The organism is Mycobacterium sp. MS1601 (assembly GCF_001984215.1).
Taxonomy (GTDB): Bacteria; Actinomycetota; Actinomycetes; order Mycobacteriales; family Mycobacteriaceae; genus Mycobacterium.
On sequence record NZ_CP019420.1, the window covers coordinates 1,077,705 to 1,096,314 of the forward strand.

20 protein-coding genes are annotated in these 18,610 nt (G+C 67.8%); 4 read left to right on the forward strand and 16 right to left on the reverse strand.

The window, feature by feature from the left end; all coding sequences use genetic code 11:
• The first annotated feature begins 10 nt into the window (after positions 1-10).
• Positions 11-1,081, forward strand: coding sequence for a class I SAM-dependent methyltransferase (locus BVC93_RS05135; protein ID WP_083736230.1), 1,071 nt, complete (start codon positions 11-13; stop codon positions 1,079-1,081).
• Here BVC93_RS05135 and BVC93_RS05140 read toward each other — a convergent pair.
• From BVC93_RS05140 to BVC93_RS05155, 4 genes are all read right to left on the reverse strand, one after another.
• Positions 1,071-2,393, reverse strand: a complete 1,323-nt coding sequence (locus tag BVC93_RS05140; RefSeq protein WP_083736231.1) for a lipopolysaccharide biosynthesis protein — start codon at positions 2,391-2,393, stop codon at positions 1,071-1,073. The two genes, BVC93_RS05135 and BVC93_RS05140, sit on opposite strands and share 11 nt — an antisense overlap.
• On the reverse strand, positions 2,390-3,283 hold the full coding sequence (locus BVC93_RS05145) for a glycosyltransferase family 2 protein (RefSeq protein ID WP_236950252.1): 894 nt from the start codon (positions 3,281-3,283) through the stop codon (positions 2,390-2,392). The genes BVC93_RS05140 and BVC93_RS05145 overlap by 4 nt, the downstream gene beginning before the upstream one ends.
• On the reverse strand, positions 3,280-4,182 hold the full coding sequence (locus tag BVC93_RS05150) for a glycosyltransferase family 2 protein (protein WP_083736232.1): 903 nt from the start codon (positions 4,180-4,182) through the stop codon (positions 3,280-3,282). Before BVC93_RS05150 ends, BVC93_RS05145 begins: the two co-directional genes overlap by 4 nt.
• Positions 4,183-4,588: 406 nt before the next feature.
• The gene (locus BVC93_RS05155; RefSeq protein ID WP_083736233.1) at positions 4,589-5,284 is read right to left on the reverse strand and encodes a demethylmenaquinone methyltransferase; all 696 of its coding nucleotides are present in this window, start codon (positions 5,282-5,284) and stop codon (positions 4,589-4,591) included.
• A 93-nt stretch (positions 5,285-5,377) separates the two neighbouring features.
• Between BVC93_RS05155 and BVC93_RS05160 the strand changes: the two genes are divergently transcribed.
• Positions 5,378-6,202, forward strand: coding sequence for an SDR family oxidoreductase (locus BVC93_RS05160; protein WP_083736234.1), 825 nt, complete (start codon positions 5,378-5,380; stop codon positions 6,200-6,202).
• 40 nt (positions 6,203-6,242) lie between these two features.
• Here the strand turns inward: BVC93_RS05160 and BVC93_RS05165 are convergent, their stop codons facing one another.
• Entirely contained in the window at positions 6,243-7,367 is a 1,125-nt protein-coding gene (locus BVC93_RS05165; protein WP_083736235.1) for a glycosyltransferase family 4 protein, read from the reverse strand.
• 87 nt (positions 7,368-7,454) lie between these two features.
• Between BVC93_RS05165 and BVC93_RS05170 the strand changes: the two genes are divergently transcribed.
• Positions 7,455-8,117 (forward strand): DsbA family protein, encoded by a 663-nt coding sequence (locus BVC93_RS05170; RefSeq protein ID WP_083736236.1) that lies wholly within the window; start codon positions 7,455-7,457, stop codon positions 8,115-8,117.
• Here the strand turns inward: BVC93_RS05170 and BVC93_RS05175 are convergent.
• The 7 genes from BVC93_RS05175 to BVC93_RS05205 are packed head-to-tail and all read right to left on the reverse strand — an operon-like array spanning position 8,098 to position 13,943.
• Positions 8,098-8,583 carry a DUF3592 domain-containing protein gene (locus BVC93_RS05175; RefSeq protein WP_442929068.1) on the reverse strand — a complete coding sequence of 162 codons (486 nt, stop codon included), beginning with the start codon at positions 8,581-8,583 and terminating at the stop codon, positions 8,098-8,100. The two genes, BVC93_RS05170 and BVC93_RS05175, sit on opposite strands and share 20 nt — an antisense overlap.
• 29 nt (positions 8,584-8,612) lie before the next feature.
• Entirely contained in the window at positions 8,613-10,232 is a 1,620-nt protein-coding gene (gene menD / locus BVC93_RS05180) for a 2-succinyl-5-enolpyruvyl-6-hydroxy-3-cyclohexene-1-carboxylic-acid synthase (protein WP_083736237.1), read from the reverse strand.
• 4 nt (positions 10,233-10,236) lie between these two features.
• Positions 10,237-11,046: an alpha/beta fold hydrolase gene (locus tag BVC93_RS05185; RefSeq protein ID WP_083740809.1), complete on the reverse strand. Its 810-nt coding sequence runs from the start codon at positions 11,044-11,046 to the stop codon at positions 10,237-10,239.
• A 16-nt stretch (positions 11,047-11,062) separates the two neighbouring features.
• The gene (locus BVC93_RS05190) at positions 11,063-11,782 is read right to left on the reverse strand and encodes a DJ-1/PfpI family protein (RefSeq protein WP_083736238.1); all 720 of its coding nucleotides are present in this window, start codon (positions 11,780-11,782) and stop codon (positions 11,063-11,065) included.
• A complete protein-coding gene (locus tag BVC93_RS05195; protein WP_083736239.1) occupies positions 11,779-12,324 on the reverse strand; it encodes a DUF1707 domain-containing protein in 546 nt (181 codons plus the stop codon). Before BVC93_RS05195 ends, BVC93_RS05190 begins: the two co-directional genes overlap by 4 nt.
• A 59-nt stretch (positions 12,325-12,383) precedes the next feature.
• Positions 12,384-13,340: an o-succinylbenzoate synthase gene (locus BVC93_RS05200; protein ID WP_083736240.1), complete on the reverse strand. Its 957-nt coding sequence runs from the start codon at positions 13,338-13,340 to the stop codon at positions 12,384-12,386.
• A 12-nt stretch (positions 13,341-13,352) separates the two neighbouring features.
• A complete protein-coding gene (locus BVC93_RS05205) occupies positions 13,353-13,943 on the reverse strand; it encodes a hypothetical protein (protein ID WP_083736241.1) in 591 nt (196 codons plus the stop codon).
• Between the two features lie 121 nt (positions 13,944-14,064).
• Between BVC93_RS05205 and fadD8 the strand changes: the two genes are divergently transcribed.
• Positions 14,065-15,666 carry a fatty-acid--CoA ligase FadD8 gene (gene fadD8 / locus BVC93_RS05210; protein ID WP_083736242.1) on the forward strand — a complete coding sequence of 534 codons (1,602 nt, stop codon included), beginning with the start codon at positions 14,065-14,067 and terminating at the stop codon, positions 15,664-15,666.
• Between the two features lie 48 nt (positions 15,667-15,714).
• On the opposite strand, the gene BVC93_RS05215 is transcribed toward fadD8, so the two are convergent.
• Genes BVC93_RS05215 through BVC93_RS05230 form a run of 4 tightly spaced genes read right to left on the reverse strand, consistent with a single transcriptional unit; the run spans position 15,715 to position 18,585 of the window.
• Positions 15,715-16,308: an SAM-dependent methyltransferase gene (locus BVC93_RS05215; protein ID WP_083736243.1), complete on the reverse strand. Its 594-nt coding sequence runs from the start codon at positions 16,306-16,308 to the stop codon at positions 15,715-15,717.
• Positions 16,305-17,048, reverse strand: a complete 744-nt coding sequence (locus BVC93_RS05220) for a PIG-L deacetylase family protein (RefSeq protein WP_236950253.1) — start codon at positions 17,046-17,048, stop codon at positions 16,305-16,307. Before BVC93_RS05220 ends, BVC93_RS05215 begins: the two co-directional genes overlap by 4 nt.
• Entirely contained in the window at positions 17,045-17,911 is an 867-nt protein-coding gene (locus BVC93_RS05225) for an acyl-CoA dehydrogenase (RefSeq protein ID WP_083736244.1), read from the reverse strand. Before BVC93_RS05225 ends, BVC93_RS05220 begins: the two co-directional genes overlap by 4 nt.
• Positions 17,908-18,585: a glycosyltransferase gene (locus BVC93_RS05230; RefSeq protein ID WP_083736245.1), complete on the reverse strand. Its 678-nt coding sequence runs from the start codon at positions 18,583-18,585 to the stop codon at positions 17,908-17,910. Before BVC93_RS05230 ends, BVC93_RS05225 begins: the two co-directional genes overlap by 4 nt.
• Between the last annotated feature and the right edge of the window lie 25 nt (positions 18,586-18,610).

Sequence of the window (18,610 nt, forward strand, 5' to 3'; positions counted from 1 at the left end):
AGATTGTGTCATGAAAAGCTGCCGTGGTTGTGTCGGTTCGACACTCAAACCGGTACTGGACCTGGGTCGGGTTCCTGCCGCCGATCACTTTCCGCCCGCGGAATCGACCGTGGCCGAAGCGGAGTCGTCACATCCGCTGCGCATGGACCTCTGCGTGGACTGCGGGCTGGCACAGTTGGCCGAGGACGACACCGAAACCGCGGAACCGCGCGGTGTCGAACCCGAGGCGCTGCGACTGCAGGCCGCCGAGGCAGTGCATCGGATCGCCGAGGCCGGCTGGCTACGCGGCGCCACGGTGCGAGAATTCGGCAGCCCGCACGGCGGGACCTGGGTGCCGCTGCTGACCGATCGCGGATACACCGTCGCCGACACAGCCGATCTGGTGTTGGACTGTTTCGGCATCATGCACGACGCCGATCAGCGCGCCGCGTTCCAGACGCGTGCAGCGGCCACTGCCGACGACGGCGTGCTGCTGGTGCAGTTTCATTCACTGTTGACCATCGTCGAGCAGGGCCAGTGGAACGCCCTGCGGCACGGCCATTTTGCGTACTACTCGCTGACCGCGCTGCGAGCGCTTCTCGCCGGTGCCGGAATGAGCGTCGCGGCGGCGTGGGAGTTCGACCTCTACGGCGGAACGGTGCTGGTGGCGGCGGTACACGGCGAGGCTGCGCCCGATGCCGCCGCGTCTGCCATCCTGGCCCGCGAGCAGCAGTTCGGCATCACCGACCCGGCCGTGGTCAGCAAGCTGGAGCTCCAGGCTCGCAGCCAATCCCGGTCATTGGCCGACTGGCTGGTCACTGCCCGGCACGCAGGCCGCAGCGTTTATGCCTACGGCGCGTCCTCCCGAGCGGTGGCGCTGCTGCACCTGGCCGGCCTGGACCGCAGCCTGCTGGCAGGTGTTGCCGATGCCTCCGCCACAAAGCAGGGGCGCCGCATGCCCGGCACCGATATCCCCATCATCAGCCCGCAAGAGTTGGTGGCCGCCGCACCCGATGACGTGCTGCTGACGGTTCCCGACATCCTCGGCGAAGTGGCACAACGATTTCCACAGCTGACCGGCCGTTGGCGAATCAGCTGGTGACGGGCAGCACCTCGTCGTCGGCGCGCGGAGTGCTGCGCTGCAACCAGTCCGGATCACGCTTGCTGCGCCGCATGAACTGAATGATCGGCACCAGCACAATGGCCGCCGCCACCGCTTCCACCACCAGATGCGCCCAGCCGACTCCGATGACACCCCATCGGCCCACCGCCACAACGGATCCGCCGATCACCAGAACCGCGGCGGTGGCGCGGACCGCCAGGATCAGTCCGAGCCTGCGCTTTACCCGGGCAAAGCCCTCGTAGACCACGGTGATGGCCGCCAGCGGGATGAACAGCGCAGCCAGATACAGCAGGCCCTGCCCTTCGGCGCGGTAGTCGCCGCCCACCAGTCCGAGTGCAAACGGCCCGACCGCCACCAGGCCGGTACTGCCGATCACTGCTCCCACCGCCATCATGGTGACCATGCGGCGCGACAAGCTGCCCACCTTGTCGGGGTGCGCGGCCACCTCGGCCACATACGGGCTCACGATCAGGTGCAGGGTCATGTACAGCGCGGCGATCATCGACCAGGTGATGGCGAAGTGCGCACTGGCCACCGCGCCACTTTGGCTCAGGATCAGCAGCGGCAGCGCCAACGGAGGCAGGGCCGACACCGCCATCAGCCCGTACGCGGTACCGGAGTATCGCAGCAGGGCGCGGGTGGGCGGCAGTGCGGGCGGCCCCTGGAACATCGGATCGGTGCGGTAGCGGCGGCGCATCGCGCGGTACACCACCACCGCTGCCATCGCCCCGGTGACCACCCACGCCAAGACGATGGACAGCGCGCTTCCCGTCCACGCCAACGCCACCAGCGCAAGCAGTTTCGCGACTGCGTGGAAGACGTTCTTCACCGCGGCCCAGCGCGCCACGCCGAGGCCGGCCGTGGCTCTGTCCTCCAGCGTGAACAGCGCCTGCTCCAGCACCACCAGCGGGTAGAGGAGCATCATGGCGCTGGAGATGAACAGATCCCGCGGGCCGACGAACACCGTGATCGCCCCGGCCACCGCCGCCGCGGCGGCAACCACCAGGAATCCGCGGTTGAGCAGGTATCCGGTTCGGGTGCCCGCCGCAGGGAGAAACCTCTCGAACATCGCGTCGATGCTGAGCATCGACAGAGCGGAGAGCATCACCGCCGAATTCACCACGGCGGCACCGATGCCTACGGCCTCGGCGGGATACAGTCTGGCCGCGGCTCCCCAGAACACCAGGCCCAGCACGGCGGTCAACAGGTTGGCCAGGACCAGGCTGTAGGTGTTGAGTCGCAGGTTGCGCTGTGCGGGCAGGTCTTTCGAGGCCGCGCCGCGAAGCGTCATCGCCGGGCGTCTCGGTACTTGCTGATGGCGAACAGCAGCGTGCGCCGCAGTTGCTTGTCGTACATGCTGATCCGCCCTACCGCGCGGTCGGTGCGGGTGATGCCCCAACGCTGCTGGCCGCTGACAGCGTGTACGAAGGACCGGTACTGGGCCAGCTGCGAGCGGGCGGCCATGGTGGCGGTGACGGTCTGGCTGCCGAACCGGAACGACGCCAACGAGCGGGGAATGCCGTAGAACTCGCCGTACTGCAGCAGCCGTACCCACAGGTCGACGTCACTGAGGAACAGCCATTCGTCGCGGAAACCTCCGGAGCGCAGGAAGTCCGACCGCCGGAACATCGCCGACAACGGTGCCCCGATCGGGTTGGTGCCACTGCGGATGATGCGACGCACCACGTGAGGCGCTGGGTGTAGGCCGACGATGCCACGCAGGCCGCGCTTGCTGCGCAGGACCCCGCCCTCGTCGTCGACAAAATCGGTCTGCACGCCCACCAGGGCCACGTTGGCGTGCTGCTGCAGCACCGCGCTCTGCGCGGCGATACAGTCCGGATGCAGCAGGTCGTCGGCGCACACCAACTTCACGAACTCGCCGCGGGACTGCTGCACCGCGCGGTTGAAGTTGTCCACCAGGGGCAGCGTGGTCTCGTTACGGATCACCCTGATGCGGCTGTCGCCAAACGACGCCAGGACCTCGGCAGTGCCGTCTGAGCTGTTGTTGTCGATGACCACGATCTCGAAGTCCGCGTGCTTCTGTGCGAGCAGACTCTCGAGGGTGGCGCGCAGATGCCGCTGCGCCTGATACGCGGGCACACACAGCGACACCGCGGGGCGCGGTTCGCCGTCGCCCAGAACAGGGCGGGCAGTCGCATCGCGCTGCGACAGCCGCGTCACAACGCGCGTTCTTTCCGGGACGTCCTCAGTGCAGCGGCGCTCCGGTCGCCTCGGCGCAGGCGTCGGCTCAGGAAGGTGCCGAAGGGAACCACGTTGCCGTTGACCTTCACCGGGTCGTCCTGGCTGGTGCGAGGAGTCTTCACCCTGCTGTGCGAATGGAACTCGGTGCAGATGGTGCGCAGTACCCGCAGGCCGTCACGCACCGCGTTGAGATTGCTCTCACCGTGGATGCGGTCAGCCTCCAGGCTGTGCACCTCGGCGATCGTCAGGCCGCGAGCCACCGCACGAACGTTGACCATCGTCTCGATCTCGAAGCCGTCACCCCACTGCGGATCCAGCGTCTCGGTGTCGGGCAGGTCGATGACGTCGAGGCAGTACCGCCAAAACGCGTTGTAGCCGTAACAGAGATCGGTGTACGACGCGGCGAACAAGACGTTGACCAGCGCGTTGAGGCCCCAGTTGCCGGCCCGGCGCAGTCGGGTGATGTCGTCGCTGCCACCGCCGGCGATGAACCGCGAGCCCTTGGCGAAGTCGGCACCGTCCAGCAGCGCGGCGACGAACCGCGGGATCTCGGCGGGGTCAGTGCTGCCGTCGGCGTCGATCGCGACGATGACGTCCCCGGATGCGGCATTGAAACCGCAGGCCAGGGCGTTGCCTTTACCGCGACGGGTCTGCTTGATGTGCACCGCGTCCGGCCAGAGTTCCTTGGCGACGGCCACTGTGTCGTCTTTGGACCCGCCGTCGACGACGACGATCTCGTCGATGTCAGCAGGCATCCGCCTGGCGACGTGCGGCAGGTTCCTTGCCTCGTTGAGGGCCGGAACGATCACCGACACGGTGGGCAGGTGAACGTCGTGCGGAATGACGTCGCGCATCTTCTTAACGGCGTCTGGGCTCATCTTCAGGTTTCTTTCGTCGAGATCGTCGGGCGGCAGGTCTGCGCACGGGTCATGTCGCTTACGTCGGACTCCAGGATGCGAGCCCCGCGAAGTCACTCCGCGTTTGCGTTGCGTCGGCTAATCGTTACGACAGCTAATTCGTAGCACGGCTCCTCATACCCACGCACGCAGAAATGTATGCAAATGACCATCGTCACATTTTGACGAGGCAGTCGATTGCTACATTAACAACTGACGTTACAGAAAATAAAAAACCTCGTGCTGAGAACCCATATTCTGTCCCATCTGACAGCTCTTGTCACGTTTGCCCAAATCGCATCCATCTGACCGGTTCGCGACGTGCGCGGGACACACGCGTCACCAGAATTGGTCCGAGGAGCGAAAATGGGAGGACGCTCAGGAAATGTCAGACAGTGACAGGTTTGGTGGCGGCGTGAAGCGCCACGATGCCGGCCGAGAGGTTGCGCCACCGGACCTGCGACCAACCCGCATCGGCGATCAGCCGAGCCAGCGCCGCTTGGTCGGGCCAGGCCCGGATGGACTCGGCCAGGTACTCATAGGACTCGGGATCGCTGGACACCACGCCGGCCATCGCGGGCAGTGCCCGCATCAGGTACTCCTTGTAGACGGTCGCGAAGACCGGCACCGTCGGCGTGGAGAACTCACACACCACCAACCGGCCGCCGGGTCTGGTGACCCGCGCCATCTCCCGCAGCCCGCCCACGGTGTCCACCACGTTGCGCAGCCCGAAACTGATCGTCACCGCGTCGAAAACGCCGTCCTCGAAAGGCAAGCGGGTGGCATCACCGGCCACCTTCGGCACCGGCCGCGCTCCCCCGGCGGCCAGCATGCCCACCGAGAAATCACAGGCCACACACCATGCACCCGATTTGGCCAACTCGACCGTCGACACCGCGGTGCCCGCAGCCAGATCCAGCACCCGGTCCCCCGGACCAACCCGCAGAGCCTCGCGCGTGGCACGCCGCCAGAAGCGGTCCTGCCCCAGCGACAGCACGGTGTTGGTCAGGTCGTAGCGACGGGCCACCGCGTCGAACATCGACGCGACCTCGCGGGGATCCTTGTCCAGCGTCGCTCGGCTCACGTCGTTAAAGCTACCTGTGAACACCCCTCCGGAGGGAATGGGTTCTGACCGGCGACGTTGACTCTCGAAGACAGACGACTACAGGGAGACGACATGGCAGAGAAAGTCTGGTTCATCACCGGCACATCCCGCGGATTCGGCCGCGAATGGACCATCGCGGCCCTCGAGCGCGGCGACAAGGTGGCAGCCACCGCCCGCGACGTCAGCACTCTCGACGACCTGGCGGCCCGGTTCGGCGACGCGCTGCTGCCCATCACGCTCGACGTCACCGATCGCGACGCGGACTTCGCCGCCGTGGCGCAGGCGCACGCGCACTTCGGCCGGCTCGACATCGTGGTCAACAACGCCGGCTACGGACAGTTCGGCTTCATCGAGGAGCTCTCCGAGAAACAGGCCCGCGACCAGATCGAGACCAATGTGTTTGGCGCGCTGTGGATCACCCAGGCGGCGCTGCCGTTCCTGCGGGCGCAACGCAGCGGACACCTGATCCAGGTGTCGTCCATCGGCGGCATCACCGCCTTCCAGAATGTCGGGATCTACAACGCCTCCAAGTGGGCTCTGGAAGGCTTCTCGCAGGCGCTGGCGCAAGAGGTCGAGTCCTTCGGCGTCCACGTCACCTTGATCGAGCCCGGCGGATTCGACACCGACTGGGCCGGGCCGTCGTCCAAGCACGCGACGCCGCTGCCCGACTACGCCGACGCGCACGAGGCCGCCAATGCCGCACGCGCCAAGCGGGTTTCGACACCCGGCGACCCGAAGGCCTCCGCCAAGGCCATCCTCGAGGTGGTCGACGCCGAGAAGCCACCACTGCGGGTGTTCTTCGGTGAGCTACCCCTCCAGATCGCCAAGGCCGACTACCAGAGCCGGCTGGCGAACTGGGAGCAGTGGCAGCCCGTCGCCCTCCTCGCCCAGGGTTAACCGGGATTTGGGCGTGATTCCAGCCGGTCAGCGGTTGGAATCACGCCGAAATCGCAAGACGACGGGGGCCCTGTACGGCGTCGTAGTGGCCGAGCAGCTCGTCGCAGATGGCCGGCCAGGTGCGGCCGAGCACGCTGCGGCGGGCCGCGACGGAATACCGTGGCCGTTCGGCGATCAGGTGGTCGACGGCCTCTGGCAGCCTGGCCTGGAACTCCGGCACATCGAGCAACAGCCCGGTCCGCCACGGCACCACCAGGTCCCTGGGCCCGCCGGCGTTGGGTGCCACGACCGGCAGGCCCGAGGCCATGGCCTCCTGCACCGTCTGGCAGAACGTCTCGTGCTCACCGGGGTGGACGAACACATCCATCGACGCGTAGGCGCGCGCCAGCTCCGATCCGTACAGCGCACCCGTGAAAACCGCTGACGGCAGCAGCCTTTCCAGCTTCGCCCGGTCGATGCCGTCACCGACGATCACCAGCTGCACCCCCCCACCCAGGGCAGCCAGCCGCTCGACGTGCTTCTCCGGCGCCAGGCGCCCGACGTAGCCGACGATCGGCCTACCGTCCGGAGACCAGGCCCGCCGCAGCCCCGCAGCGCGTGCCGACGGCGCAAAACCGGTGACGTCCACCCCGCGGGCCCACTTGTGCACCCGCGGAATACGATGAGCAGCAAGATCTTCCATCGCCGCGCTGGACGGCGCCAGGGTGCGGTCGGCACGGCTGTGCAGATGCCGAGTCCACGCCCACGACACCCGCGACAGCGCAGGCACCCCGTAGCTGGCCGCAAATCCCGCGACATCGGTCTGGAACACCGCGACGGTGGGCACCCCGAGATGACGGGCGGCATGCAGGCCGCCGTAGCCCAGCAGCGCCGGTGAGGCCAGGTGCACCACATCGGGATCGAATCCGCGCAATACCCCGACGATCCGGGGACGCGGCACACCCAACGGCAACGACGTCACCTTGGGGAACATCTTGGACGGCACCCGGTGCACCCGGATCCCGTCGTACACCTTGTCGGCGGCAGGCTCCCCACGCGGAGTGTCCGGCGCGATCACCAACGCCTCGTGCCCCGTCCTACGCAGATGCTCCAGCACCCGCAGCACCGAGTTGGTGACTCCGTTGACATTCGGCAGGAAACTCTCCGCGACGATCGCCACGCGCACGCCATGACAATGACAGTGCCGGCTGTCCGCCAGGTGGCCGCCAGGAAGACGACACGAGAAGAGTCGGCAAGGCGGTAGGTTGAGCCGGTGAGATTGCGCGGGCTGGCAGTGGCCGCCTTGGTACTGACCCTGACGGGCTGCGCCAACGAGATCGCCGGGGTGGCGGTGCCGGATCCTCGCCAGGCCGGGGTGGCACTCACCGAGGACGGCTTCGGCATCGTCACCGGTTTCGCCGACGCCCCCGTACAGCTGGAGATCTTCACCGAGCCGCAGTGCTCACACTGCGCCGATCTGCAGGCGATGTACGGCGAGGAGATGAAGACCGCGATCGAGGGCGGCCGGCTGACGGTCACCTACCGGCCGTTGACGTTCCTCGACGACGAGTACATGACCGACTACTCCGCCGCCGCCAGCAACACCCTGTTCCTGGCTGCCGGCGGGGGCCCCGATGCCGCCACGTTCCAGACCTACGTCGAAGACCTGTGGGCCAACCAGGACCTGTCGTTCTTCGACTTCACCGACCAGGATTTCGCCGACATCGCCACCGACAGCGGGTTGTCCGACGACATCGTCACGCGCATCGCCGACGGTGACTCCGCAGTGGACACCGATGAACTCCTCGAGTTCAACTTCACTGCGCTGGAAGACGTCTCGCCGGACAGTCTCGGCACGCCGTTGGTCTACGACCTGGACAAGCAGGAAGTCGTCGACATCGGCGACGAGGAATGGCTCACGACGCTGCTGCGCTGACCTCGATGCGCTTCTCCAACAACGCCAGACCCACCAACGCCGCCGCTGCCACCAACCAGCCGACCACGGCCACCGACAGGGCCGGCACAATCGCCAGCAGCGCGTTACGGTGCTGAACCCGAACCAGATCCGGGTCGGACCGGTCGTATTCGACGTAGATCCGCATCCCGTTCTCCAGTTCCGACGGGTACAGCACCCCGAGTTCGGGCCGGTAGGTCACCCGGTCCGGGGTGACGAACTCGATGGTGGAGCGCCGTGGTCCGGCGTCGAGCACCTGCGCCTCGGCCACCCCCATGTCGGATGCGATGGCCAGGTCGTTGCGCACCGCGCCGGCCACCAGTAGCACCGATTGCAACGTCACCAGCATCGTGATGACCAACACCGCGACCCGCGTCCACCGGATGACCCGACCCGCCCGGCTGTGGGACACCTCGCCGCCCGGGCCGTGAATCAGGATGTGCCACAACCGTTTGACATGCAGCAACAACGGCAGCACTACAGTGCCGCCTTGATGGCCGCGTGCAACCCGCGCAGCGACGACCGGTCGGCCTTCACCTCGAGCACCCGCAGCCCGGTACCGGGTTCGGCCAGCGCGGCGGGCAGATCACCGAGTTCCAGGGCGGTGTGCTCGACGTGGTAGGCGCGGCACAGTGCGCCCACGTCGACGTCGTGCGGGGTGCCGAAGACACGCGAGGACACGTCCTGAAAGCGCGGATCACCCTGTTCGAGGAGCTCGAAGATGCCGCCACCGTTGTCGTTGGAGACGACGATGGTGAGATCGGCCGGGGCGGGTTCGGTGGGGCCGATCAGCAGCCCGGAGCTGTCGTGGACGAAGGTCAGGTCACCGATCAACGCCAGTGTTCGGCCCCCAGAAACATCGTGGGCCAGTGCGGCGCCCACGGCCGTCGAGACGGTGCCGTCGATCCCGGCGACGCCACGGTTGGACCGCACCAGCACCTCGCGCGGATTCAACCCGACCAGAGCCACGTCACGCACCGGGTTCGACGCCCCCAGCACCAGCTGGTCTCCCGGCCGCAGCGCATCGACCACCGCCGCCGCCACGTGCAGGCCGGTGGTCGACGGGTGCTGCTGCAGCTGGGTACGCACAGACCGGTAGGCATGCTCGTTGACCTCCGCGCAGCGGCGCAGCCACCCCGGGTCCGGTGCACCGCTGGTGATGGCGCGGGTGCCGGTGGCCTGGGAGTTGCCGGAGACATCCGGGTAGCGCGGACCGCTGGTGAGCGCGAAGGCCGCCACCGCCGGGTCGGCCAGCAGCGCCGACACGGTGCGGTGCAGCGTAGGTCGTCCCAGCATGATGACCTGCCGGGGCCGCAGCAGCGGCAGTGCCAGCGGATGCAGTGGATTGACCGCGGCTGAGGCGGTGGGCTCGGCGACGGTCGGCAGCGCGGCCAACGAAGGTTGAGCCGGCGCCCCGTGACCGGCCACCACCACGGTGTCGGGCGTGATGTCGATGTCGAGCGGCTGGTCGAACGTCACCGGCGGGGTGTAGGTCCATGGTTTGCCGTCCGGGCGCCCCGCGGGCACCGGGCCGTCGTGCATGTCCGGTACCAGCGGTTCCCGCAGCGGGATGTCGAACTGGACCGGACCGGCATTGCCGGAGCGAGCGCCGGTCGCGGCCACCAGCACGCGGCAGGTGGCCGAGCGCCACTGCGCGGCCTGGCGGTCGACGTCGTCCTCGGCCAGCCCGAGGCTGATGGTGGCCCGCACCTGGGTGCCGAAGTAGCCGAGTTGCTCCATGGTCTGGCTGGCGCCGGTACCCAGCAGTTCGTAGGGCCGGTTGGCGCTGAGCACGATCAACGGCACCCGCGCGTAGTTGGCCTCGACCACTGCGGGGCCCAGGTTGGCCACCGCTGTGCCCGAGGTCATCGCGATGGGCACCGGGGCTCCGGCGGCCACGGCCAGGCCGATCGCCAGGAAACCCGCGGTGCGCTCATCGATGCGGACATGCAGTCGCAGCCGGCCCGCACGGTCGGCGTCGGCAAGGGCGAACGCCAGCGGAGCGTTGCGCGAGCCCGGACACAGCACCACGTCGCGCACGCCGCCGCGGATCAGTTCATCGACGACAATGCGCGCCTGTGCCGTCGAGGGGTTCACCGTCTCAGACTAGGTCCAGCGCCGGACGCGCCGGGCGGGTGGCGTTGAAGAACTCCAGGATGGCGGTGTTGACGGTGTCGGGCTGCTCGATGAACCCCAGGTGTCCGGCATCGCGGATCTTGCGGAACCGGGCGTTCGGGATGGCGTCGGCCACCTCGGAACCCAGGTGCGGCGGCGTCACGACGTCATCGGCGAACCCGATGACCAACACCCGGTTGGCGATGCTGCGGTACACCGGCAGCCGATTTTCCTGGGGAGCCACGTCGAGTTGGGCCCGCAGACCCGGGGTGTTGCGCTCCGGCCACATGGTGAACATCTCGATCCAGTCGCCGGCCAGCCGGTCATTGTTCAGCGTGGTGGGCGAAAAGCTCTCCAGCATACGAACTTTCGCCGAGTAGTCCGGTGGCAGCTCGATTCCTGCGTCCATCCGCTTCTTCTCGGCGTTGATGAAGAACTCGCGGGTGTGGTCATGACGGCCACGGGTGGCCATCAGCACGGCCTCGCTGACCAGGTCCGAACGCGCCACCATCAGCTCCTGGGCGATGAAGCTGCCCATCGACAGACCGACGATGCGCACCGGTCCGCCGACCAGTTTCTCGATGAGCGCGGCGGTGTCGTTGACCATGGTGGCGGTGGTGAATCCGCCGGCGTTCTCGGTGGCACCGATACCGCGGTTGTCGAAGGTGATCACCCGGTAGCCGGCCCGTTGGAACGCCGGGACCTGGTGCAGGTGCCAGGTGCGGCCCGCTCCTCCGCGTCCGGCGATGAACAGCACCGGATCCCCGGTGCCGCGGTCGTCATAGGCCAGGTTGATCACCCGGCCCAAGTTACTACGTGCTCTGACCCCAACGGAGTCGTGCGATGGCCCGGTCCCACAGCAGCAAGGTGCTGGCCTTGAGGGCCTTCGGCTTGATGAGCTCGCGACTGAGCAGCGCGGTTGCGGTGGCTTTGGTGGCGGCCGAGGCCTTGGAGATGTGACCGGAATCAAACGGCGGCTGCGGGTCGTACTCGATGATCAGTTGCACCGCCCGTGCGGTCGCCTCGTCCTTCAGCCTGGCCGCGAGCCACAGCCCGAGGTCGATGCCTGCCGACACTCCCGCCGCGGTGACGACCTTGCCCTGGTGGACGATGCGCTGATCGCCGACGGGCGTGACGCCGAACGTCTTGAGCACGGACACCGCTGCCCAGTGTGAGGTCGCGCGCTTGCCGTCGAGGACTCCGGCCGCTGCCAGGATCAGCGACCCGGTGCACACCGAGGTGGTCCACAGCGTCGTGTCGTGCACCCGGCGCACCCACTCCAGCAGCTTCTCGTCGCGCGCATGTTCCGCGGTCGTCATCCCGCCCGGGATCAACAGCACGTCAGGGTCGGGTGTCTCGTCGAAGGTGTGGGTGGCGCCGACCATCAACACCCCGGAATCTGCTGTGACGGGCCCGGTTTCATGCCAGACAAAGCGAACCTCGACGCCGGGCAGGGTGTGCAGCACCTCGTAGGGGCCGACGAAGTCGAGTGCGGTGAAACCGGGGTAGAGAACAATCGCGAGCTGGGTCATGGCGTGCTCCTGAGCATGAAGACGGCGGTACCGGCTCGGTGAGGATCGAGCGACGGCACGCCCGGGACCACCACCGATCGCCTCATGTCTGCCATCCTGCACCCCGGCAGATCAGTGGCGCGCTCGGCTCTCGTGCAGCCCAAACGCACCGGGATCACGTGGGACAGCACCCCGATGCCTGCGCCCATGATCGGCCACACCGGCCAGAAGTAGGTGGCGCCGGCGAAGATTGCCGTCAGCGTCCACACGGTCAGCACGATCACCACCATCGCCAGGTAGGCGCCCAGGTGGATCCGCACGCTCAGCCGCGCCGCCCGGGCCTGGGCGGCCAGCCGCTGCGGGTCATGGCGGCGGATCGCCGCGGGCAGGTCGTCGGTCAACGGCGCGAGCTCGGCAGCCGTGGCCACGTCGAAGGCCCTGCTCATGCGGGTCTCGTATTCGGCAAAATCCAGATAGCCCTGAGTCAGGGCCAAGCCGAGTTGGGCTGCGGTGCGCTCACGGTCTGCATCGCCGATGCGTCGGTCCACGACTGGAGTCGTCATCGCGGGCTCCTATCTTGTCGGTGTCTAGTTGCCAATCTAGACAGTGGCAAGATAGGCCGTCAAGAGTCGAGCAGGCGATAGCAGTCCCGGATTCGTTCGAGCCACCAGTCGCGGCGCTCGCCCGGAGCGCGCAGCGCAGCCAGCCGGGCCGGATCGGGCGCGACGGAACCGACCTCCAGGAATCCGTCGACGGGCAGCACGGGCTCGACGACGTCCTCGACGAACAGCCCGCCGGTGCCCAGCCCACACGCATGCTCCAGTGTGGGAAGCGCCGCGGCCGCAGTCAGACCCACACCGATGCCGACGGCCGAATCCAGCGCACTGGAGACCACCACCGGAATGTCGATCTGCCCGACGATCGCCAGCAGCGCACGCACACCGCCCAGCGGGGCCACCTTCACCACCGCAACGTCCGCAGCATGTTCGCGGACCACCAGCAGCGGATCCTCCGCCTTGCGGATGCTCTCGTCGGCGGCCACCGGAACCCGCACGCGGCGGCGCACTTCGGCCAGCTCGGCCACAGTCGCGCAGGGCTGCTCCAGATACTCCAACGGCCCGTCGGCCGTCAAGGCAGCCGCGGCCGTCACCGCCTCGTCGACCGACCAGCCGCCGTTGGCATCCACCCGCACCGTCGGGATCAGCGCGCGCACGGCATTGACCCGGGCGACGTCGTCGACCAGCGTCTGGCCGGGTTCGGCGACCTTGACCTTGGCCGTGCCCGCCCCGGGGAACCGCGCCAGCACGTCCGGCACCTGCTCGGCGGACACGGCAGGCACCGTGGCATTGATCGGGATACGCGTGCGCCGCAACTCCGGCGGGTTCCCGTAGGCGGAGTCGACGGCCGAGGCCAGCCAGTGCGCGGCCTCCTGCGGGCCGTACTCGAGGAACGGGCCGAACTCCCCCCATCCGGTCGGGCCCTCGATCAGCGCGACCTCACGGGTGGTGATGCCACGGAAGCGCACCCGCATCGGCAGCGTGACGACATGGGTGCGGTCCAGCAGATCCGGCAACAGCATCCGCCGATGGTGTCAGAAGAACGTGCTGGTCTGTGTTCTGGCGCCGTTGTCGCAGCTGATCGTGACGTTCCAGTTCTGGAACTTGGGAATGGCCGGGACGATCACCAGATCGAAGGTCGTGTTCTTCTGCAGAAAGAAACTGCGGGTGTACCAATCCGATTGGTAGGTGCACTGCGAGTCGACTCCGCTGCGGTCGGTGATGCTGGCAGTCAGTCCGCCCACCCGCGGCGACCAGGTCACGCCTGGGCCGGACGGCGGCTTGGGAGCAGGCGCAGACACCGTGCGGGACGCAGCGGCGGCATTGTCCTGCGCCGCCTCGGCCCGGATGGCCGGGGTGACGCAGACCAGGTCACCGACAAACGCCTCGCGCCAGACGAATCCGGGCTCACAGGTATCCGAGCCGGGTATCGCGTTGAGGAACGGGCGGGCGTTCTCCTCGGCGGTCCGAGCGCGGACCGCGGGCGTCACGCAGACCAGGTCGCCGGGTCGGGCTTCGCGCCAGACGAAACCCTGCTGGCAGGTGTCGTCGGCGGCGGCCGTCGGCGCACCGAGTCCGGCAAGCGCGGTGACAGCCGCGCACGTCAGAACTAGTTTCCAGAACATCAGTCGAGCTCCTTCCCAGACGACTCGAACGCTAGGAAGGAATAACCCGCGGGTCACGCGTAGTTCGCTACCCGACCACCGACTGTTTCGAAAAACTGCAACACGTTCTAGTCTGGGTTTCATGAGCGACGACCTGCTGCGCCATCCCGTTCATTCCGGCCACCTGCTCGCGGGCGCCCTGAAGCGACACCGCAACAAGCCGCTGCTGCATCTGGGTGACACCACCCTGACCGGCGGACAGCTCGCCGACCGCATCAGCCAGTACATTCAGGCCTTCGAGGCCGTGGGTGCCGGCACCGGCACCGCGGTGGGCCTGCTGTCGTTGAACCGGCCCGAGGTGCTGATGATCGTGGGCGCCGGACAGACCCAGGGGTATCGCCGCACCGCACTACACCCTCTCGGCTCACTCGACGATCACGCCTATGTGCTCTCCGATGCCGGGGTGACCTCGCTGATCATCGACCCGCAGCCGATGTTCGTCGAACGCGCGCTGGGCCTGCTGGGCAAGGTGGACTCACTCAAGCAGATCCTCACCATCGGACCCGTTCCGCCGGAGCTGAGCGACGTGGCCGTCGACCTCAATGCCGAGGCGGCGCGCTTCGAGCCGCGCACGCTTGTGGCCGCGGACCTGCCGCCGGATCACATCGGCGGGCTGACCTACACCGGCGGCACCACCGGCAAACCCAAGGGCGTCATCATGACGGTGCAGGCCACCACCACCATGACGACGATCCAGCTGGCCGAGTGGGAATGGCCGGAAACACCGCGCTTCCTGATGATCACCCCGCTGTCGCATGCCGGTGCGGCGTACTTCCTGCCGACGGCCGTCAAGGGCGGCGAGATGTTCGTACTGCCCAAGTTCGACCCGGCCGAGGTGTTGCGGACCATCGAGGAGAAGAAGATCACCGCGACCTTCCTGGTGCCGTCGATGCTGTACGCGCTGATGGACCACCCGGATTCACACACGCGGGACCTGTCCTCGCTGGAGACGGTGTACTACGGCGCCTCGGCCATCAACCCGGTGCGACTGGCCGAGGCAATTGCGAGGTTCGGCAAGATCTTCGCCCAGAACTACGGCCAGTCCGAGGCGCCGATGGCCATCTCCTATCTGGCCAAGGGTGATCACGACGAGAAACGGCTGTCGTCCTGTGGGCGGCCCACGTTGTTCGCCCGCTGTGCATTGCTGGATGCCGACGGCAACCCGGTGCCGCAGGGCGAACCGGGTGAAATCTGTGTATCCGGGCCACTTCTCGCCGGCGGCTACTGGCAGAAACCTGACGAGACTTCGCAGACTTTTAAAGACGGCTGGCTGCGCACCGGTGACATGGCCCGCGAGGACGCCGACGGTTTCTGGTTCATCGTCGACCGGGTCAAGGACATGATCGTCACCGGTGGTTTCAACGTGTTTCCGCGCGAGGTCGAGGACGTCATCGCCGAGCACCCGTCCGTCGCGCAGGTGTGCGTGGTGGGCACTCCCGACGACAAGTGGGGTGAGGCCGTCACCGCGGTGGTGGTGCTGCGCCCGGATGCCCTGTCCGACGAGGCCGCCGTCGCCCAGATGACCGCCGAGATCCAGGCTGCGGTCAAGGAACGCAAGGGGTCGGTGCAGTCACCCAAGCAGGTGGTGATCGCCGAGTCGCTGCCGCTGACAGGGCTGGGCAAGCCGGACAAGAAGGCGGTGCGGGCCCGCTTCTGGGAAGGCGCGGCCCGCTCGGTCGGTTAGGGATTTCGGCGTGAATCCGGTCGCTCAGCGGTCGGAATCACGCCGAAATCACAGGAATTCCCGGGCGGCGACGGACGATCCGTCGGCGGTGTCGTAGACGTCGATCACCACGTCGTCGTCGCAGTATCTGCCCAGCCACATCAACCCCGGCGTCGCCGCCAGCACCGTGTGCACCTCGTCGCCGGTGATCGGGTAATCCTCGACCGGGTGGCGCCAGTGCGCGGCCAACACCGTCGCCCCCGGAGCCAGCCTGGGCACCTCGCGAGCCAGCACACCTGCCAAGGTCTCGGCACTCAGGTAGTAACCGACCTCGCTGAGCACCACCAGATCAAACGGCCCGTCGGGCCAGGGGTCGTCCAGCGCCCCGCGAGCAAAGCTCACCCCCGAGGCCACCCGCGCCGCCGCCGATTCCAGGGCGGCCGAGGCCACGTCGATGGCGGTGACGTGATCGCAGCGTTGCACCAGCAACTCGGTGAAAGTGCCGATGGAACAACCGGGTTCAAAAGCGTGACGGTAGCGCGGCTGCGGCAACAGCGACAGGGTGATCGCATACTTACGCTGCTCATACCAGCGAGTGGAGAGTTGAAAAGGGTCGTCGGCCTCGGCGTAGATACGCTCGAAATACGAATCGGGCAGTCTCATCGGAACAACACCTCCCCCACGGCCAGCAGTCGCCGCAGCACGATTGGCGGCAACACCGGGTCAAGACCCGGCTCCGGAGGCTCGAACTGACTCCGAAAGCACTGCGCCGCACGCTGTTTGCGGCCCAGCGCCTGCCGGTCCAGGGGCACCGAAACGGCCCGCTGCCACGGCACATCCGGATCGGCGGGCTGCGCCCAATGCCACATCCAGACGGGATACTCGACAAATGTGACACCCGCACGTTCCGAGGCGACGGCCGCGGCGCGACCCACCGCCTCGTGGTCGGGATGTCCGTCACCGCGCCACGTTGCCGCACACCAGGCACCGCTGCCCGAAAGCTGCTCGGTGAGCAGGTCGGCAAGACGATCCTCGTGGTCGGCCACCGCCCCGTCCGGCAGCCCAAGGCGGGTGAGGCTCTTGACTCCCAGAGCGGCTGCGGCACGGTCCAACTCAGCGCGTCGCGTCTGCTCGAGGCGAAGCTGGTCGAATTTCGAGATACCCGGGTAGGCCGCGCCGCCGTCGCTGACCGACACCACCGACACCTCGGTGCCGCCCGCCGCCAGCTGCGCCAGCGTGCCACCCAGCCCCAGGGTTTCGTCGTCGGGGTGCGGAGCCACCACCACCAGCGCGGGACACTCGGACAGATCCATCAGCGGCGCCCGATCGACACTCAACCAGTCCCGGACCGACGTGCCGCCGCCCGACAGCGGGGCCGCGGCCAGGCGGGCACCGTTGCTCACGACGACCTCACCAGACGACCCAGAGCCGCGAGGTCACGCTCGGCGTGGCTCTGACGGACGTAGACACCCAGATCGGCCACCCGCTGCGCGTGAGCGGCATCGGTGCACAACGGAGCGGGACCCAGCGCCCGTCCGGTGCGGGTGATCGCCTGGTCGACGGCATCCTCGACGACGGCCCGTACACGACGGGCCAGCCGCTCGGCATCACCGAGCGGGTCGGCGTCGATCTGGGCGGCTGCCGCTTCCAGCATCGAGTCCGCCGCGGCCAGCGCGGCATCAACCGCCCCGAGGTGCGCCAAGGCATGCTCGTCACGGGCCTTGCGGTACAACGGCGCCGCGACGGACCGCGCTCCCCCCAACCAACAGGCGGCCACCCCGATGGCACCGTGCCAGAATCCGGGCCGGTCCAGATACTCACCCACATACACGGCCTTGGTGTCCTGGAAACGCACCGCGCGCGTGTCACTTCCGGACATCCCCACATTCACCCAGTTGCCGGGCTGCGGTGCGGCGTCGGCCACCGCCACCGCGTAGAGGCCTCCTTGGGTGGTCACCAACGCGTGGGTGCACAGACCCGCCCCGGAACACCAGGCCTTCACACCGTTGAGCACGTCATCCTCGGCGGTCACCACGGCGTCGGGAGCCTCGGCGGCCCACACTCCCCAGAGTTCATGTGGGGCAGGGGGTTTGCCACCGAGTTCGTGCAGAATCGCCACCGCATCGCAGTGTGCCTCGGCCAGTCGCGCCGCCACCAGGTCCTGCTCGGCGAGTTCGGCCAACCGCCGCCAGCGCTGCGCCGTGGCACCGGAACCGGGCAGCGGAAGATCCAGCACCCCCGCCTGCAGCCACTCTTGCACCGTCATGCGGAGTCCTTCGTCAGCGAGCGCAGGTGTGCGGCGAACCCGCCGGGAGCGCGGCCTCGAGGCCGCGCCGAGGTCGCCACCGACAGCGCCTGATCGTGCCGGATGCGGTACCCGGCGGCCTCGAAGCGCCGCACCAGGTCGACGTCCTCACTGCTGCTCAGCGCACGGAAGCCACCGACCTGCCAATAGGCCTGCGCGCGGAACCCCATGTTGGCGCCGTGCACATGGTCGGTCCGGCTCTCGTAGCCGCGTACGTAACGGCGCAGCACCGCCGCCGGCAGCCGACGCCAGTCTGAGATGCGGACCACCCCCAGCACCATGTCGGCACGGGAGTCCAGTTGTCGGATCAGCCAGTCCGGGTCCACCTGGGTGTCGGCGTCGGTGGTGGCGTACCAGGCGCCCTCGTCAGGTGTACACAACGTGCGCGCGTAGGTGAAGCCGGCCGCCCGAGCGGCACCGACATTGCCGGCGTCGACCCTCACGAAGTGCACGTCGGGACCGAAAGCCCCAGCCAGTCGCTCACTGTTGTCGTCACAGTTGTCGAGCACCACCACGATCTGCACCGGGACCGGCGCACCGGCTGCGGCGGTGACGACCGCACGCAGGCTTCGCGGCAGATTGGCGTGCTCGTTGTGTGCGGGAATCACCACAGCTGCCGCCGAGATATCTGTCACGGCAGGTGAGTAACCATTTCGGCGG

What these genes read in the sequence shown, in the direction of transcription:
- BVC93_RS05135 (WP_083736230.1), top strand. Translation starts at nt 11, where the DNA reads ATGAAAAGCTGCCGTGGTTGTGTCGGTTCGACACTCAAACCGGTACTG.
- BVC93_RS05140 (WP_083736231.1), bottom strand. Translation starts at nt 2,393, where the DNA reads ATGACGCTTCGCGGCGCGGCCTCGAAAGACCTGCCCGCACAGCGCAAC.
- BVC93_RS05150 (WP_083736232.1), bottom strand. Translation starts at nt 4,182, where the DNA reads ATGAGCCCAGACGCCGTTAAGAAGATGCGCGACGTCATTCCGCACGAC.
- BVC93_RS05160 (WP_083736234.1), top strand. Translation starts at nt 5,378, where the DNA reads ATGGCAGAGAAAGTCTGGTTCATCACCGGCACATCCCGCGGATTCGGC.
- BVC93_RS05190 (WP_083736238.1), bottom strand. Translation starts at nt 11,782, where the DNA reads ATGACCCAGCTCGCGATTGTTCTCTACCCCGGTTTCACCGCACTCGAC.
- BVC93_RS05195 (WP_083736239.1), bottom strand. Translation starts at nt 12,324, where the DNA reads ATGACGACTCCAGTCGTGGACCGACGCATCGGCGATGCAGACCGTGAG.
- BVC93_RS05200 (WP_083736240.1), bottom strand. Translation starts at nt 13,340, where the DNA reads ATGCTGTTGCCGGATCTGCTGGACCGCACCCATGTCGTCACGCTGCCG.
- BVC93_RS05205 (WP_083736241.1), bottom strand. Translation starts at nt 13,943, where the DNA reads ATGTTCTGGAAACTAGTTCTGACGTGCGCGGCTGTCACCGCGCTTGCC.
- fadD8 (WP_083736242.1), top strand. Translation starts at nt 14,065, where the DNA reads ATGAGCGACGACCTGCTGCGCCATCCCGTTCATTCCGGCCACCTGCTC.
- BVC93_RS05215 (WP_083736243.1), bottom strand. Translation starts at nt 16,308, where the DNA reads ATGAGACTGCCCGATTCGTATTTCGAGCGTATCTACGCCGAGGCCGAC.
- BVC93_RS05225 (WP_083736244.1), bottom strand. Translation starts at nt 17,911, where the DNA reads ATGACGGTGCAAGAGTGGCTGCAGGCGGGGGTGCTGGATCTTCCGCTG.